Here is a 17,064-nt window from a genome sequence, read left to right on the forward strand (position 1 = left end):
AAAATGGCTAGAATGAAATTTCTTTGTGACACCAAACGTTGTATCGAATGTAACGGTTGTGTCACTGCATGTAAGAACGAAAATGATGATGCTCTGGAATGGGGTATTCAACGTCGCCGCGTTGTCACACTGAACGATGGCGAACCGGGTGAAAACTCTATCTCAGTCGCATGTATGCACTGTACTGATGCCCCTTGTATGGCAGTTTGCCCAGCAGACTGTTTTGAACATACAGAAGACGGCATCGTACTTCACAATAAAGATCTGTGTATCGGTTGTGGTTACTGCTTGTTTGCTTGTCCGTTTGGCGCACCTCAATTCCCTAAACAGGAAGCCTTTGGTGAGCGCGGTAAAATGGACAAGTGTACCTTCTGTGCTGGCGGCCCTGAAACAGAACCTGGTTCTGTGGAAGAGCGTCAGAAGTACGGTGCGAACCGTATTGCTGAAGGCAAGCTACCAATGTGTGCTTCTTTATGTTCGACCAAAGCACTACTAGCGGGTGATGCAGAGAAAGTCTCTGATGTATTCCGTCAGCGTGTTGTTGAGCGTGGTGCGAAGGGTGCAGGCTGGACAGACGGCAACGACCTTTCTTACGATGCGATGAAGAGCTAGTTAGGAGAGACATATGCTTACAATGTTTAAGCGTCTCTTCCTTGTTGTGCTGCCGATGTTGGCAGCACTAACAATGCTGTCTCCTTTGAGTCATGCATCTGAGACGAACTCATCACAAACTCAATCGAGCTCTACTGAAAGAGAAATCACACAACTTGCTGGCGCTGATTTTTGGCGACAAGTAAGAAACGGTAAGGAAGGTTACACCACATCTCAATCAGCTGAGCATGGTGTGTTGATCAGTACTCCGGGTCAAACGTGGTACATATTGAAAGAGAAGTGGATGTCACCAGCCGGTGCTGTCGCTATCTTTGGCAGTATTGCTTTCGTTACTTTAATGTACGTTGTGATTGGCCCATTAATGCTGAGTGCACCAAGAACGGGTCGTAAGATCAAACGTTGGTCGCGACTGGATCGTGCATTGCACTGGAGCATGGCGTTTACCTTCTTAACACTGGCTTTCAGTGGTTTGATGTTGGTTTACGGTAAACACTTCTTGAAACCTTATATCCCAACCGATTTATGGGGCTTCATCGTTCTACTGGCCAAGCAATACCACAACTACATCGGCCCGATTTTCTATGTGTTGTTGATGGCTGTTCTTATCAAGTGGTGGCGTAAGTCGATCTTCAAAATGGTCGATATCCAGTGGTTCATCAAACTAGGCGGCATGGTAGGGAAACACAAAGGTTCTCATCCATCTGCAGAGTTTTCGAACGCGGGGGAAAAAGCGCTATTTTGGCTGCTTATCGTTATGGGTAGTGTCGCTGCGATCAGTGGCTTGGTTTTGGACTTTCCAATCTTCGGTCAAACCCGTCGAGATATGGAGCTTTCAAACCTAGTCCATATGTTGGCTGCTTTAATCCTTATCTGTGGCTTTGTGTTCCACATCTACATCGGCCTGTTCGGTATGGAAGGCGCTCTAGAAGGTATGGTAACAGGCGAAGTCGATGAAACTTGGGCTAAAGAGCACCATGACCTTTGGTACAAAGAAGTGATGGAACAAGAGAATAGCGGCGCTGAACAAAGCGCAAACGTAGCAATAGAGAAAACCGAAGAGGTGAATAAGAATGAACAAACCTCATAAAGGTATTTGGGTCGCTTACATCCTAAGCTGCTTTACACCCTTTACTTGTCTTCTCTCTGGTGTGGTCGCGATTATCTACGCAGGCTATCGTTTAGATAAAGGGGAAGACGGCGAAGTAGTGGATACGCATTATTACGGCTTGATTCGCTCTTTCTTCTTGAACCTGACGTTCTTTGTTGTGCTTATCGTCACGGTAGCGACCTCTAATGGCGTGTTGATCGGTGTGAACGATTACTGGTATCAAAACCACATTATCGATGACATCGCTTACTACATTCCATATGTGGGCATGTTATTTGGTGGTGTGGCGATTGTGGTGTGGTTTATTCGTATGTATCAAGGCATGCAGCGTTTAAGTCAAAACCTACCGCAAAACCCGACAACAGGTCCAAACCTTTAAGCGTTTATATGTAAGCCGTTCGGGTTACCAAACTCGATAATAGCTCCTTTGCGATGAGTTAACTGTAATCAGCGAAAGACCTTAAAAGCCCTGTGATTCATTTCACTGGGCTTTTTGTCGTTTGGGCGCTAGGTAACTGATCTAATGCCTTATATTGACCGCATCAATATGGTGCAATTCCCACAATTGGTGCAATCAGTTATCGAATGTTTTCTCTCTCTGAGAACCAATAAAGTGCACCTAAGAAATTAACCACAAAGAATCAATAACTTAAAACCAAACTCTGTTGCACGTTTTTTGCGTAACCAAGTTGGAACGCATCTTGCATTTACTGTTGAGTCTTTAATTAATTACGACATCAATTCGCACGGTTCTAGTGCAATTGAGACAAAGCTAAGGGAGAGAGCTTTAATGAGTCAAACGGTTAACCAAGTTCATAGCGCAGTACAGAGCTTGACGCAGAGTTCGGATACTCTGTTTTTATTATTAGGCGCCATCATGGTCTTCTTAATGCACGCAGGCTTTGCATTTTTGGAAGTAGGTACAGTTAGAAAGAAGAACCAAGTTAATGCGTTGGTTAAGATCCTCTCGGACTTTGGAGTCTCCGCCATTGCTTACTTCTTTATCGGTTATTGGGTCGCTTACGGCGCGCACTTTTTTGCCGACGCAGAAACGCTATCGCAAGGGAATGGATACGAGCTAGTTAAGTTTTTCTTCCTAATGACCTTTGCCGCAGCAATCCCTGCGATTGTATCCGGTGGTATTGCAGAACGTGCACGTTTCTATCCAATACTCATCGCAACACTGTTCACCGTAGGCTTTGTTTATCCATTCTTTGAAGGCATCATCTGGAACGGTAATTTTGGTTTCCAAGATTGGCTTGAGGCGCAATTCGGTCATGGCTTCCATGACTTCGCGGGCTCTGTTGTCGTTCATGGTGTTGGCGGCTGGATTGCATTGGTCGCGGTTTACTTCCTTGGCATGCGCAAAGGCCGTGTCCGCGCCGGCAAACACACTAACTTCGCACCATCAAACATCCCATTCTTAGCACTAGGTTCTTGGATCTTATGTGTGGGTTGGTTTGGCTTCAACGTGATGTCAGCTCAAGCTATCAATGGTATCAGCGGTCTCGTGGCAATGAACTCACTCATGGCAATGGTTGGCGGTATTCTTGCGGCTCTGATTGCAGGTAAAAATGACCCAGGCTTCATCCACAATGGTCCTTTAGCTGGTCTCGTCGCTATTTGCGCAGGCTCAGATTTAATGCACCCACTCGGCGCACTGGTAACAGGCGGCGTAGCTGGCGCATTGTTCGTTTACTTGTTTACTTACATGCAAAACAAAACACAGATAGATGATGTGCTAGGTGTGTGGCCTCTGCACGGTGTATGTGGTGCATGGGGTGGCATTGCAGCGGGTATCTTCGGTCAGCAAGCATTCTGGGGGCTAGGGGGCGTAAGCTTTACTGCTCAGATGGTTGGTACACTAGCGGGCATTACGGTGGCTTTAATCGGTGCATTGGTTGTCTACGGTGTGTTGAGCAAAGTAACTGGCCTAAGGTTAAGTGAAGAAGATGAGTTTAATGGCGCGGATCTTTCTATCCATAAGATCTCATCAATCAACGAAGACTGATCACGGTTCAATAGATAAACATCAAGCGGCTTCGGCCGCTTTTTTTGTGCCTATTTCATTTCTGAATAGCAGAGATCAAGCGAGTTATGTCACAAATAGCCAATGAATTCAGTTGGCTAAGACTATGGTCTAATCCCTAAAACTATTGTTGGAATTTGAACAGTGCTAAGCTGTTACCAAGTGACATATTGAAAAGGACGTTATATGCATTTCCCATACCGAAATATCGTAATTCTTACTGGCGCCGGTATCTCTGCGGAGTCGGGGATACAAACATTCCGAGCACAAGACGGATTATGGGAAAACCATAAAATCGAGGATGTTGCGACACCTGAAGGTTTTGCAAAAGATCCTGACCTTGTACAAGCGTTTTACAACAAGCGTCGTCATGGATTACAGAGTGAAAATATCTTTCCAAATTCAGCCCACAAGGCGCTAGGAGAGCTTGAAGATAAGCTCGATGGCAAAGTAACTATCATCACTCAGAACATCGACAATCTGCACGAGAGAGGCGGTAGCAGCAATATCATCCACATGCACGGTGAGCTTCTTAAGGCACGTTGTAGTGAGTCAAACCAAGTTCTAGAGCACAAAGACGACATTCATACTGGTGAATTGTGCCATTGTTGCCAGATACCAGCTCAAATGCGCCCTCATATTGTGTGGTTTGGCGAAATGCCATTGAGGATGGGCGACATTTATTCAGCGTTAGAAGAAGCTGATTTGTTCATCTCGATCGGCACGTCAGGTGTGGTTTATCCAGCCGCAGGTTTTGTACATGATGCTAAAATGCATGGAGCACATACGATCGAGATAAACCTCGAACCCAGTGCGGTAGAGAGTGAATTTGAAGAGAAACGTTACGGTAAGGCGAGTATCGAGGTACCTAAGCTAGTCGGTGAGCTATTGCTGTCAGAGAAGGGGTCTCTAACGGCCTGACCCTTGTGCCAATAAATTGATTGACCCGCTTAAGGTTGGAACTTGAGAGCTCGTTATCAGCAACAGTTATCATTTATCAGTGGCAAACTGACATTTATTCAGATGAGGCTCTAGTCATCGGTTTGCCTTGTTGTTTCTATATTCAGGCAATTTGTCTCTAGATTAGGACAAGACGTGCACCAAGAGTTTTGAACAGGTCGTTGAGCTTTTTTCATTTCGTACATCGCCTTATCGGATTCAACCAATGCCTGTTTAAAATTATCTCGGCTGGTCACTTCGATACCGTAAGAAAAACTGATGTTCTCACCATGCAGTAAGTTATTGACTTGGCTGACAAACTCACCACCACGACCGAGTTGAGCCGTTGCAACAAACTCATCACCACCCACTCTAAACACCATTTCATCTTCCAAAGCAGTTTGCCTCAGAGCCTGAGAGAAACGAACAATCATTAAATCTCCAACTTTGTGGCCTTTAAGGTCGTTTGCCTCTTTTAGTCCATCTAAGTCGAAATAAATGAGCTCAAACTCTGCAAGTTTGATCGCGTCAAACTTCTTGCGATTATACAAACCAGTAAGCTCGTCGCGTTTACCTTGGTCTTTGATTTTTCCAGTTAATTCTGTAATGCCGTAAGCGATCAATAGAAATGCAATTTGTAGCAACCCGTCTTCCAAGAAGGTATCTATTAGTTCATTTTGGTCAGCCCACTCATCAAGATGTTTAAGCTCGGTTGATACGTCATAAAATAGGTTAAAAATGAGTAATAGAGCGCCGTAGCGAAGAACTTTGTGGGGACGAATTGAATGACGCGCAACATAATAGATGTACATAGTGATCACGAGGGTATTTGTTTCGAAAAACAAATCATAGTTTGAATCAATATGAATAAATGAACTCAAGCCAAGCATCAACAGTGATGCTAACAGCATAAAAGTCACAACTAACAGGATAGGGTTTGCTTGCATATGTAATCGCACTTCGTATTGTTTGCTCAATCCTATATAATTTCTGAATAAAAATAAAGCGGCTTACGCCGCTTTATTTAACTTACTAGCAACAATTAAATTTTTGCTAACAAATTAGTTGTCTACTTTAAGTTTTTGAAAGTACTCGTCATAAATAACGCTCGCTTCGCCAACTTCGTCTTGCCAAACACCATTATCCATCACTGATTGTGGCGGGAAAACGTTCTTATCTTCAGAAAATTCTTTCGGAAGAAGAGGGTAAGCTGTTTTAACTGGTGTTGGGTAACCGATCTCCAGAGCAATTTTCGCAGCGTTCTCTGGACGAAGAAGGAAGTCGATCATCTTATGTGCCGCTTCAGTGTTCTTAGCACCTGCTGGAATCGCTAGGCTATCCATCCAGAAGATAGCGCCTTTCTCTGGCCAGATAATGTCAATCGTTGCGCCTTCTTGACGTGCCATGTAAGCAGAGCCATTCCAAAGCATACCAAGAGACACTTCACCCGCTAGGTAAGGGTTTGCTGGGAAATCTGAGTTAAATACCAATACGTTTGGCATCAGCTTACGAAGTTCTTCGTACGCTTCTTTGATTTCTTCAGGATTAGTCGTGTTTGGAGAGTAACCCAGTTTAGACAGTGCGATATGGAAAACTTCACGAGAGTCATCCATCATCATCAGTTGACCTTCCCACTGTGTATCCCACAGATCGCCCCAGTTTTTAACTGAAGACTTGTCTAGCATATCTGAGTTGATACCAATACCCGTTGCACCCCAGATGTATGGGATCGAGTAGTTGTTATTTGGGTCAAATGGCTTATCTAAGTAATTTGGATCCAAATCTGCAAAGTGGCTTAGCTTAGTTTTATCAAGCTCTTGAAGCATGCCTTCTTTACGCATCTTAGAAACGAAGTAAGTAGAAGGAACGACCAAGTCGTAACCCGTACCTTGAGTTTTTAACTTAGCGTACATGCTTTCGTTAGACTCATAAGTTGAGTAATAGACTTTAATGCCAGTCTCTTCGGTGAAGTCTTCTAGTACTTCATTTGGAATATATTCAGACCAGTTGTAAAAATACAGTTCTTGGTCAGCTGCGAAAGAGGGTGTAGAAAGTAAAGTAGCAGCACACAATGCGCCGGTATACAGTGTTTTTTTCATTACTGTTCCGTTCATTTGTTTGATTTGGAGCTGGGTATTGAACCCAAAGTAAATGGATTTCTAAAAATCGCGCTAAATTATAGCAGTGATATAACAAAATAGGCAGCCTAAGCTGCCTATTCATTGATATTCTTATTTTTAGTTTGTTGATTACCTAACTAGGCTTGTTAAGTAAACCAGTTACTTATTAGCCTCTTTTGACCGGAGCAATTAGATAACAAACTCGCTTACTGACCGGCTTTAAGTTTCATGAAGTAATCTTCGTACTTCACCGTCTTATCACCAACCGCAGCTTGCCATTCCACACGATCAAGGTCTTCTTGAGATGGGAACAGCGCAGGGCTGTCTTTAAACTTCTCGTTAGACGCTTTAACTGCCGTTAGGTAGCCTGTGTCACGAGAGATTTGCTCTGCAATTTCTGGGCGAAGTAGGAAGTCGATCATCTTATGAGCTGCATCTACGTTTACCGCACCAGAGCTAATCGCAAAGTTATCAACCCAACCGATACCGCCTTCTTTAGGGAAAACCAGTTTGATTGGTAGACCTTCGTTTTGCGCGGCAGCAGCAGAACCATTCCAAAGCATACCAAGACCCACTTCACCAGACATGTATGGCGCACCAGGGTTATCTGAGTTAAATACTAGAACGTTCGGCATTAGCTTTTGTAGTTCAGCGTAAGCTTCGTCGATCTCTTTCTCGTTGGTTGTGTTACCAGAGTAACCTAACTTACGCAGTGCGATGTGGAACACTTCACGCGTGTCGTCCATCATCATCAGTTGGCCTTCAAGCTCTGGCTTCCATAGATCAGCCCAGCTTTGGAAGTCTTCCGGATCGTATATTTCAGTGTTAACAGCAAGACCTGTAATCGCAACTACGTGTGGAATAGAGTAGTCGTTGCTTGGGTCGTACGGCTTATCTAAGTAGTTAGTATCTAGGTTCTTGAAGTTGTACAGCTTAGTTTTGTCGATTTTTTGTAGCATACCTTCGTCACGCATCTTAGAAACGAAGTAAGTCGACGGCACAACTAGGTCGTAGCCTTTGTTGTGTGTTTTTAGCTTTGCGTACAAGGTTTCATTCGACTCGTAAGTTGAGTAGATAACCTTGATTCCAGTTTCATCAGTGAACTGTTCTAGAATCTCACTATTGATGTAAGGTCCCCAGTTCATGAATACCAATTCTTTGTTATCTTTTGCAAATGATGATGCAGATAACATTGAAAGCGCACATGCACTACCAGCTAATAGAGTAGCCCATTTTTTCATTGACGTTAGCTCCAAACTAAACGTTGCCTAAAGGCAGTAGATAGAAAAACAGAATGGCAATTTACCATTCTGTTTATGAATAACACTTTTATTAAACTTGAATCTTATCAAGTCCGTCTCAGTAAAGAGTAGGAGACTTACTTGATTTTCTCTCTCGCTAACAACTGAGAAATAATCACCAGTATTAACGACACCACTAACATCACTGTTGCTAGGGCGTTGACCTCTGGAGATATACCGACTTTAACCATCGAGTAAATCTTCAGTGGCAAGATTTCGTAAGTTGGACCTGTTACGAAAGAGCTGATGATCACATCGTCCAAAGACAGAGTGAAGCTCAATAACCAACCCGCAGCAACCGCTGGCTTAGCAAGAGGTAGAATGATCTGCTTTAGAATCGTCCACTCACTTGCACCTAAGTCTTTTGCTGCTTCTAGCATCTTCACATCAAAGCCATTCAAGCGGCTGTAGACCGTGACAACAACGAACGGTAAACAGAAAGTAATGTGCGCTGCAAGTAGGGTAAAGAACCCAAGTTGTACACCCATAACCAAGAATAGCGCAAGAAGCGAAATCGCCATTACGATATCTGGTGACATCATCACGATGAACAACATGCCATTGACGATGCCTTTACCTTTAAATTGGTAACGGAATAGGGCAACGGCTGTCAGGCTTCCGACAATCGTTGCGGCAGTCGCTGAGAACACCGCTACGTTGATCGAATGCCACGCAGCCTGCATTAGGCTGTCGTTGTTAATCAGTGCGTCATACCACTTGGTGGTAAAACCACCCCATTTCATGCCGAATTTATTGGCATTAAATGAGTTTGTAATCAATACGATAATAGGTAGGTATAGAAAAGCGTATACCAGCGCCATAAAGCTGAACTTAACTGTGCGACCCATTAGTCTAGCTCCACTTTCTTATTCAATAACTTGCCTGCACGGTAGTAGGCATAAAGCATCACAGCCATTGCCACGGTCAGTGCAATACTCGTCGCAGCGCCAAACGGCCAGTCCCGAGCATTAAGTACTTGGCTCTTAATCACGTTACCAATCAGCAGGTTCTTTGCTCCGCCTAATAGGTCAGAGATGTAGAACATACCTAATGCAGGTAATAACACTAATAAACAACCACCGACAATACCTGGCATAGTCAGTGGTAACACGACTTTCAATAGCGTTTGCAGTTTGTTCGCACCTAAATCTTTAGCCGCTTCTAGGTACGTATCGTCCAGTTTTTCAATCGCTGAATACAGCGGCAGAATCATGAATGGAAGTAGGATATACACCAAACCAATCATTACTGCGGTTTCTGAGTACATGATGCGTAGCGGCTTATCGATAATATCTAACGCTAACAAACCTTTGTTCAGAACCCCTTGAGTACCCAAAACCACTTTCAATCCGTAAGTACGAATCAGTGAGTTAGTCCAAAATGGTACAATCACGAGGAACAACATGATTGGACGCCACTTCGCTGGCATTTTTGCCACGATATAGGCGAACGGGTAACCAATAATTAAACAAAGCAGGGTAGCAACGATTGCCATATAGAAAGAGTGCATCAGCACTTTAAAATACAGCGGGTCAGCCAAACGCACATAGTTATCGAGAGTAAAAGTCATCTCAATCAAGTTAGCTTCATCACGAGTTAAGAAGCTAGTACCGATGATCATGATGTTTGGAATCATCACGAACAGCACCAACCAACCTGTGATTAAAGCAACAATTGCGTTTTGTAAATTAAACTTCTTGCTCATCTTCTAATACCACTTCCCAGCTCTCAACCCAAGTTACTGCAACTTTTTGGCCCAGTGAGTGATCAACATCAGGGTCATCTTCGTTGAAGAATTCGCTAACCATGACACGCATACCCGACTCAAGTTCTACGACTGAATCTAATGTCATGCCTTTATAGGTTCGCTCGACAATGTGACCAACAATACCGCGTTGCTCAGATTCTTTGATTTCTTCGATACGAAGATCTTCAGGGCGAAGCAATACTTGCAGTTTTTGACCCGGTGTTACGTCTTTATCGTGATAGATAATGGACTCTTCACCTTCGATTGTCGCAACAATGCGCTTTTCATCTTGACGAGATTTAGCTGTCGCTTCGAATACGTTAATTTCACCAATGAAACGCGCTACGAATAGGTTCTTAGGCTCTTCGTAGATCTCTCTTGGTGTTCCGTCTTGTTCAATCACGCCATCACGCATAACAATAATGCGGTCGGACATAGAGAGTGCTTCTTCTTGGTCATGCGTTACAAAAATGAACGTGATACCAAGTTGGCGTTGCAGTTGTTTCAGCTCGATTTGCATCTGTTTACGTAGTTTGTAATCAAGAGCAGATAGAGATTCATCCAACAAGAGAACTTTAGGCTTATTAACGACAGCACGAGCGATTGCGATACGTTGCTGTTGGCCGCCAGATAGCTGGTGTGGCTTTCGTTGTGCCATTTGCTCTAAGCGCACCATTTTCAAAGCATCCATTACACGAGGTTCAATCTCGCTGCTTGGAACTTTCTGCATGCGTAAGCCAAATGCCACATTATCGAAAACGGTCATATGCGGGAATAGGGCATAGCTTTGGAAAACAGTGTTTACATGCCTTTGTTCAGCAGGAACTTGGGTTACGTTCTGTCCAGCTAATAGTATTTCACCACTATCCGCCGTTTCAAAACCCGCAATCATTCTTAGCACGGTTGTTTTACCACAACCTGATGGGCCTAAAATCGTGAGAAACTCACCATGATTTACGTTTAAATCCAGATTGCCGATGACTTCCTTACCATCGAAACTTTTACTGATGCCAGTTAGCTGTACTACTGGCTTCCCTACTGATTTTTTAGCGTTCAACGTCTGTTTTTCTCCACCTTGGTTCTATTTGAGACCTGTTGCTATACACCTCTAAGGCGCGCATCATAATCACCAAAAACGTGAATTCAAAGCATTTTTTATCTTTCGAAGACAAAAAAATTCGCAGGTAAAAGTAAACATCCTTTACCATACTGTTATTTGTTGGGTTCACACCCTAACAAGTGTCTAATTATTAACCATTAAGACGTAAAAGCAAGCCTTGCTACAGATTCATATTTTAGTTTGCATCCGACATATGGGTATAATGAAGGTAATTTTTTATCAATAAGTTAGGTGCCTTCGTTTAGTTGGCGCACCTAGGTATCAATATGAACAACGACATCGAAAAAGATTTTAATTTGGGCGGTAGTATCGACCGTGCACTTTCCGGCGATTATGAGCTCAAAGCAACGGCTGTATTCCAAGAGGCTTGGAAACATACGATAAGTCACTTTCTTTCGTTTTCCCCTGCGATTGTTGCGCTGATGTTCGTACAATTGGCTATCTTTTATATCGCGCTAAAACTGCAACTTGGTGACCCTGCAGTGATCTTAGATGCGGTAATCGACCCTGAGGCCTTTACACCCCAGATCGTTGAATCGATTTTCATTGCGAATTTTAGCTATGAAGTCGTCAGTGCACCTATCTATGCCGGCATCTGTTTAATGGCAATGAGCCATGCTGCAGGTCTTCAAACTAAAGTGCGCCACATAGGCAAAGGTTTACAGTTTACGATCCCCGTCATTCTAGTGACTTTGTTCAGCCTAATGCTTCAAGGCATCGCTGGTATGATTCTGCCATTTCTGTCTATCTACTTCTCACTTGCGTTCAGCAACTCAATTCTGCTGATTTGTGATAAAAAAGTTCCACCGATGCAATCGCTGTTACTTTCTCTAAGAGCAGTAAATAAGAAGATCTTCGTAGTCGCGTCTATATACCTAATGGTTATGCTGATGTTCATCGTTGCTGCGATGATGTACGGCATTGGCTTGATCTTCGTTCTTCCATTCTTCTTCCACGTGAAAGGTATCGTTTACCGTGAAATGTTTGGCATCAAGCTGAAGATAATTGCATCAGACCGCCCAATGAGCGATGACGATAGCGATGGCGGTAACAATAACGGCAACAACAATAGCCATGGTAACAAGAACAAAAACCCGCAGGTCTTCGATGCGTAATAACGACAAAGGCAGCGTGAGTAAATCTCTTGCGCTCAAAGTAACAACACTAGCAATCGTGGGTTCTATTTCACTGATTGGCCCTTACCTTTACCAAGAAGAAGAACGGCGACGTACGACAGAACAAAGCTCGAATTCAGCAGACCAATTTGATGACTTAACTGTTGCTTCAAGCGCACCAAATTTTGCTGCTATTAAGGATGTAAACGAGAAAAAAGACGCGTTTTTCTCGTTCCTACGCCCAAGCATCAAGATTGAAAACAAACGTATCACCAAAGAGCGTGCGTTTTTAACCAAGATCTCTGAATCAGGTATTACGAATATTGATTCAGAAGACATGTCGTATGCGAAAAGGTTAGGGAAGTTGTACAGCTTACCGGTACCTAGCACAGGTATAGAACAGACATGGTTGGCGGAAATGCTTAACCGAGTCAACGTACTGCCAGAGGCGCTGGTACTGACACAGGCTGCTAATGAATCAGCTTGGGGGATATCACGTTTCGCCACCAAAGCAAACAACTATTTCGGACATTGGTGTTACAGCAAAGGTTGTGGCCTTGTTCCGCTACAACGTAACGAAGGCAGCTCGCATGAAGTAGCAACATTTTCTTCAAGCCAAGAATCCGTACACCGTTACTTCATGAACCTTAATCGTAACCGTGCCTATGCAGATTTAAGAGCCATTCGTGCGCAACTGGCAGCAAATGGTAATGATCTGTTAACCAAAGAAACGGCGACCGAATTGACCAATGGCTTGTTAAAATATTCTGAGCGAGGTTCAGACTATGTGACTGATTTACAAGCTATGATCCGTCACAACAAGGTATACTGGGAAAAGTAACTCATTTGGATATCCGTTTGATTGACTTCTTTAGTCAATTTGACACCAAGCAATATCGCAAAAGAGCAGCTCATTGGCTGCTCTTTCTATTTATAAACGCTCAACTTCAACAAGATTATAATAATGAAAAAGACAGCACTCGCTTTATTAGCCACTTTAAGTTTTGGGGTTTCTCTTCCAGCTTCGGCGCAAGAATACATATTCACGTATTCTAAACTCTATACTCAGCTGAAAAACAACACCAAAGAAGGGCACGATGATGTCAAAGTTGCGGTGTTCTTTGTTGACCAACAAGCACAGAAAACCTGTCACATCAGCAAAGCGTGGATGGAGAAAGAAGAGCACTACGAAGAGCTAAAAGTGTCTCCTGCGAATGAGCTGCTTCTACCTGTAGATCAAAACCTGCGCTCAGCAAATCCTCTTATCTTTGTACAAACCCAAGAACAAGAGTGCGCGTATTCGCTCGTTGTCATGACACAGGAACCTTTAGCTGAAACTGTTGAAGTTACACAGCTAGAAAGCCTGTTACCGCAGATGCAAGCGATGCTAGAAGACGTAAGCGGCATGTTCTCTAGCTGGTTCACACCTAATATCCAAGGGTTAACGTTGGAGTTCAATGACAAGCTTGAAGGCAACATTGCTCTATCTAACGGTAAACAGATCCCAATTAAAGAAGGGCGTGCTAAATTCACCTTAGAAGAGCTGAATGGAAGTGACAGCATCACTTTACCAGAGCCAACGGTTCGCGTATTACCGTACATTCCCGCGCAATAAGTCTAGCTAGAAGCACTCCCTACGCTTTGAGGAAGTAGTTCTTAAGCAGCCTGATCTTTTAGAGAAGGCTGCTTTTCTTTGTCTACTATGCAAACCTCGAATTTGTTAAGACGCGTTTATCTAACCATTTAGAGAGCTTAAAGTTCAAAAGAAGCGGAATCTTTCCAATACTCAGCTTGTTAATCCTGCCGTTACTATTTCAACATCAAATAAAAATCCGTATAATCCACGCCCTAAAACAGTCCCACTAGCAATCTACAGTCGGTAATACGACGGTGTGAGAGTCGCAATGAACCAAAACGAAAATAAAAAAGAAACACTTGAATTCAACAAGCTTCAGAAACGTCTGAGACGAAATGTTGGAAATGCCATCGTTGACTACAACATGATCGAAGAGAATGACGTAGTAATGGCGTGCATTAGTGGCGGTAAAGATTCATTTGCGATGCTAGATATTTTGCTACGTTTACGGGAAGCAGCACCTATCAAATTCGATGTTGTTGCCGTAAACCTAGACCAAAAACAACCTGGCTTTCCTGAGCACATTCTTCCTGAGTACTTCGAAACTCTGAACATTCCTTACTACATCGTAGATAAAGATACTTACTCCGTAGTTAAAGAGAAAGTGCCAGAGGGTAAAACAACTTGTGGTCTATGTTCTCGTCTTCGTCGTGGTACTTTGTACTCGTTTGCAGAGAAAATAGGGGCGACTAAGATTGCTCTTGGCCACCACCTAGACGATATTGTTGAGACGATGTTCCTGAACATGTTCCACGGTGCACGCTTGAAAGCAATGCCGCCAAAATTGCGTTCTGATGATGGCCGTAACGTTGTTATTCGTCCACTGACTTATTGTCGTGAAACGGACTTAATCCAATACGCAGAGCACCTAGATTTCCCAATCATTCCTTGTAACCTGTGTGGCTCTCAAGAGAACCTACAGCGTCAGAACATTAAAGCGATGTTGATTGATTGGGATAAGCAAACGCCAGGTCGTGTTGAGAAGATTTTCAAGTCAATTCAGAACGTAAGTCCAAGCCAACTGGCTGACCGAGAATTGTTTGATTTCGTAAACCTTCCACTAGACCGTAGTGAAGATCGCAAGGCCTACGAATTCGAAGAAGCTGAAATTTCCTCTTCAAATATTGATGAGTCAATGTTCATCGACGTGACTAACGTATAATACCAATCGTAGTAAATAACTGTTCATCCTAGCTGGTTAAAACACTCGATAACATCGTTAGAAATTTTGATTGTAGAATAACTACTTATCGAAAATTTCTGCCTTGTTCTCAAGCATTTTTCCTGCGCTATTTATTATCACTTACTTACTGTGATTGGTATAACGAGATATTCGCGATTCTGTATTTGGAATGGCGGAAGCTCTAGATAAATAAAAACGCCTCAAGCAGTGCTTGAGGCGTTTTTTTATGATTTTAAATCAGCTATAAGGTATTAACCTATAGACAAATTGGGATCAAGTGGACTGACGTAACCCGACGGTTTAAGAGCAAGTACGTCACAGTTAATCTTGTCGATTACATGTTCCGCAGTATTACCAATAAACACAGCAGACAATCCAGTACGGCCGGTTGTACCAAGAATCACCATAGCAGCGTTGTTTTCAGACGCGACACGAGGAATAACATCTTCTGGCAAGCCTTGCTCAACAACAGTTTGCTCTTCACTCATACCGTGTTTCTGGCGCAACGCTTTCATCGCTGTTAAGTGATGACCACGAACCGCGTCAGTATAAGAGGTTGGGTCAAACTCTGGCAGCTCGATTGTGATATTAGCAGGTGTCACCGGATAGGCGTTTACCAATAGCGGCTCAGCATCTAAACGACCTGTGATTTCAAGCAACCTGTCGACCATCGTATCATTGAGCTCTAAGTGAGCTTCGGTTTCAGAGCCTACATGAACTGAAGCGTAAATCTTCGCGTGTTCTGGCCAGAAATCATTTTTAACCAATAGCACTGGGCTAGGGCATTTTCTCAATAAGTGCCAGTCGGTAGGAGTAAAGATGACAGATTCTAAGGTATCGTGCTTACGCGTACCTTTGATTAGGATGTCATGCTCGCCACTGTAAACCTCTGCAATGATCGCTTCATACGGGCGGTTGTGCCAAACCACTTGCACGTTAAATTCAATGGAATCATCAAGGTAAGGAGCCGCCACTTTATTCATCCAAATTTCACGTTGATGAATTACGCCTTTACGCATTGCGTCTCTTTCATCGACAGAGAGCATAGATGTCATGTCATACGAGAAATCGTAGATCGATAAAAAGAAAGTGATGTGGCTTGTTGATGTGCTTTTCTTGGCAAGTTGGATAGCACGAACTAGAGCAGGTTGCTCATCGTGATTAATGTCTGCGACAACTAAAATTTTGTTATAGATACTCATAACTAAGCCTACTTTTCAGACCGAACATATAAATAATGTAGCGTAGTTATGGAGAGAATAAGAGAAATATAAGAGGTTTTAAGAGAGAAACATGATGTAGCTCATTATTGAACTACATCATTGATATCTAGACTATTCTTTTGAAACGCCAGCAAGTTCCATCAACGCATCGTGATCTTCGATAGTGATATATTTGCCTTTAACGCTCAAGATGTCTGCTTTTTGGAAGCGACCTAAAAGACGGCTAATTGTTTCAACAGTCAAACCAAGGTAGTTACCAATATCGCCACGAGTCATCGTTAGGCGGAACTCTCGTGGGCTGAAGCCACGTTGAGAGAAACGAGTAGAAAGGTTGTAAAGGAATGCAGCAAGACGCTCTTCCGCGTTCTTCTTAGAAAGAAGCAGAATCATTTCTTGGTCACCTTTAATCTCATTACTCATCAGACGCATAATTTGCTGACGCAATTTAGGCATTTTGCCTGATAGGTCGTCTAGAATTTCGTATGGAATTTCACAGACCATAGAAGTTTCTAACGCTTGTGCGAAACTAGGGTGCATGTCACCAGTAATCGCATCGAAGCCAACAAGATCGCCCGCTAGGTGGAATGCAGTAATCTGCTCATCACCTTGCTCGGTAATAGTGTAGCTCTTGATCGTTCCAGAGCGAATAGCGTATAGAGATTTAAGCTCGTCACCGGCTTTAAATAACTCTTGGCCTTTTTGAATAGGCTTTTTTCTCTCAATGATCTGATCAAGTTGATCGAGTTCAGATTCATTCAAAGTAAACGGAATACAGAGCTGGCTAATACTACAATCCTGGCAATGGATCGCACAGCCACCAGACTGAACACGTTTCGTCACAGGCTTTTCAGAAATCATAACAATCTTTCACTATTTGATATACGTCAATATTTTAGCATTCCTTAATCCTAAAGGGTAGTAAAAAAACCGG

Annotated in this window: 17 protein-coding genes; 9 read left to right on the forward strand and 8 right to left on the reverse strand. The window is 43.2% G+C overall.

Translation table 11 applies throughout. The annotated features are described in order from the left end of the window. Positions 1 to 3 precede the first annotated feature (3 nt). The 5 genes from fdh3B (at position 4) to cobB (ending at position 4,670) form a co-directional block, all read left to right on the forward strand. Positions 4 to 612, forward strand: coding sequence for a formate dehydrogenase FDH3 subunit beta (fdh3B, locus tag AB4180_RS20910; RefSeq protein WP_004733723.1), 609 nt, complete (start codon positions 4 to 6; stop codon positions 610 to 612). A gap of 13 nt (positions 613 to 625) precedes the next feature. After that, positions 626 to 1,699 carry a formate dehydrogenase subunit gamma gene (locus AB4180_RS20915; RefSeq protein WP_102250110.1) on the forward strand — a complete coding sequence of 358 codons (1,074 nt, stop codon included), beginning with the start codon at positions 626 to 628 and terminating at the stop codon, positions 1,697 to 1,699. Further along, a complete protein-coding gene (locus tag AB4180_RS20920) occupies positions 1,683 to 2,099 on the forward strand; it encodes a hypothetical protein (protein ID WP_017059624.1) in 417 nt (138 codons plus the stop codon). The genes AB4180_RS20915 and AB4180_RS20920 overlap by 17 nt, the downstream gene beginning before the upstream one ends. Before the next feature lie 411 nt (positions 2,100 to 2,510). Next, a complete protein-coding gene (locus tag AB4180_RS20925; RefSeq protein WP_102250109.1) occupies positions 2,511 to 3,731 on the forward strand; it encodes an ammonium transporter in 1,221 nt (406 codons plus the stop codon). A gap of 204 nt (positions 3,732 to 3,935) precedes the next feature. Then, the gene (gene cobB / locus AB4180_RS20930) at positions 3,936 to 4,670 is read left to right on the forward strand and encodes a Sir2 family NAD+-dependent deacetylase (protein ID WP_017097857.1); all 735 of its coding nucleotides are present in this window, start codon (positions 3,936 to 3,938) and stop codon (positions 4,668 to 4,670) included. 110 nt (positions 4,671 to 4,780) lie between these two features. Here cobB and AB4180_RS20935 read toward each other — a convergent pair whose 3' ends face one another. The 6 genes from AB4180_RS20935 to potA all read right to left on the reverse strand — a co-directional run bounded on the left by AB4180_RS20935 (position 4,781) and on the right by potA (position 10,913). Then, positions 4,781 to 5,647, reverse strand: a complete 867-nt coding sequence (locus AB4180_RS20935; protein ID WP_017097858.1) for a GGDEF domain-containing protein — start codon at positions 5,645 to 5,647, stop codon at positions 4,781 to 4,783. Between the two features lie 102 nt (positions 5,648 to 5,749). Then, positions 5,750 to 6,787 carry an extracellular solute-binding protein gene (locus tag AB4180_RS20940; protein WP_029222954.1) on the reverse strand — a complete coding sequence of 346 codons (1,038 nt, stop codon included), beginning with the start codon at positions 6,785 to 6,787 and terminating at the stop codon, positions 5,750 to 5,752. 227 nt (positions 6,788 to 7,014) lie between these two features. After that, complete coding sequence (locus AB4180_RS20945; protein ID WP_017097859.1) at positions 7,015 to 8,049, reverse strand: extracellular solute-binding protein; 1,035 nt, start codon at positions 8,047 to 8,049, stop codon at positions 7,015 to 7,017. 137 nt (positions 8,050 to 8,186) lie between these two features. Continuing rightward, on the reverse strand, positions 8,187 to 8,957 hold the full coding sequence (gene potC, locus AB4180_RS20950; RefSeq protein WP_017100633.1) for a spermidine/putrescine ABC transporter permease PotC: 771 nt from the start codon (positions 8,955 to 8,957) through the stop codon (positions 8,187 to 8,189). After that, complete coding sequence (potB, locus tag AB4180_RS20955; protein WP_012603924.1) at positions 8,957 to 9,814, reverse strand: spermidine/putrescine ABC transporter permease PotB; 858 nt, start codon at positions 9,812 to 9,814, stop codon at positions 8,957 to 8,959. The genes potC and potB overlap by 1 nt, the downstream gene beginning before the upstream one ends. After that, entirely contained in the window at positions 9,798 to 10,913 is a 1,116-nt protein-coding gene (gene potA, locus AB4180_RS20960; protein ID WP_009846720.1) for a spermidine/putrescine ABC transporter ATP-binding protein PotA, read from the reverse strand. The genes potB and potA overlap by 17 nt, the downstream gene beginning before the upstream one ends. 329 nt (positions 10,914 to 11,242) lie before the next feature. Here potA and AB4180_RS20965 point away from each other — a divergent pair, with 329 nt between their 5' ends. The 4 genes from AB4180_RS20965 (at position 11,243) to ttcA (ending at position 14,889) form a co-directional block, all read left to right on the forward strand. Continuing rightward, positions 11,243 to 12,091, forward strand: a complete 849-nt coding sequence (locus tag AB4180_RS20965) for a hypothetical protein (RefSeq protein WP_102250108.1) — start codon at positions 11,243 to 11,245, stop codon at positions 12,089 to 12,091. Further along, complete coding sequence (locus AB4180_RS20970) at positions 12,084 to 12,932, forward strand: glucosaminidase domain-containing protein (RefSeq protein ID WP_102250107.1); 849 nt, start codon at positions 12,084 to 12,086, stop codon at positions 12,930 to 12,932. The genes AB4180_RS20965 and AB4180_RS20970 overlap by 8 nt, the downstream gene beginning before the upstream one ends. A 123-nt stretch (positions 12,933 to 13,055) precedes the next feature. Then, entirely contained in the window at positions 13,056 to 13,706 is a 651-nt protein-coding gene (locus AB4180_RS20975) for a DUF2987 domain-containing protein (RefSeq protein ID WP_102250106.1), read from the forward strand. A gap of 289 nt (positions 13,707 to 13,995) precedes the next feature. Next, the gene (ttcA, locus tag AB4180_RS20980; RefSeq protein WP_029222956.1) at positions 13,996 to 14,889 is read left to right on the forward strand and encodes a tRNA 2-thiocytidine(32) synthetase TtcA; all 894 of its coding nucleotides are present in this window, start codon (positions 13,996 to 13,998) and stop codon (positions 14,887 to 14,889) included. 272 nt (positions 14,890 to 15,161) lie between these two features. Here ttcA and uspE read toward each other — a convergent pair whose 3' ends face one another. Continuing rightward, positions 15,162 to 16,112, reverse strand: a complete 951-nt coding sequence (uspE, locus tag AB4180_RS20985) for a universal stress protein UspE (RefSeq protein WP_017097864.1) — start codon at positions 16,110 to 16,112, stop codon at positions 15,162 to 15,164. Positions 16,113 to 16,244: 132 nt separating this feature from the next. Continuing rightward, positions 16,245 to 16,991 (reverse strand): FNR family transcription factor, encoded by a 747-nt coding sequence (locus tag AB4180_RS20990; protein ID WP_009846714.1) that lies wholly within the window; start codon positions 16,989 to 16,991, stop codon positions 16,245 to 16,247. Positions 16,992 to 17,064 lie beyond the last annotated feature (73 nt).

It is taken from the genome of Vibrio sp. 10N.286.49.C3, assembly GCF_041469545.1.
In the GTDB taxonomy this organism is placed as follows: Bacteria; Pseudomonadota; Gammaproteobacteria; order Enterobacterales; family Vibrionaceae; genus Vibrio; species Vibrio tasmaniensis_A.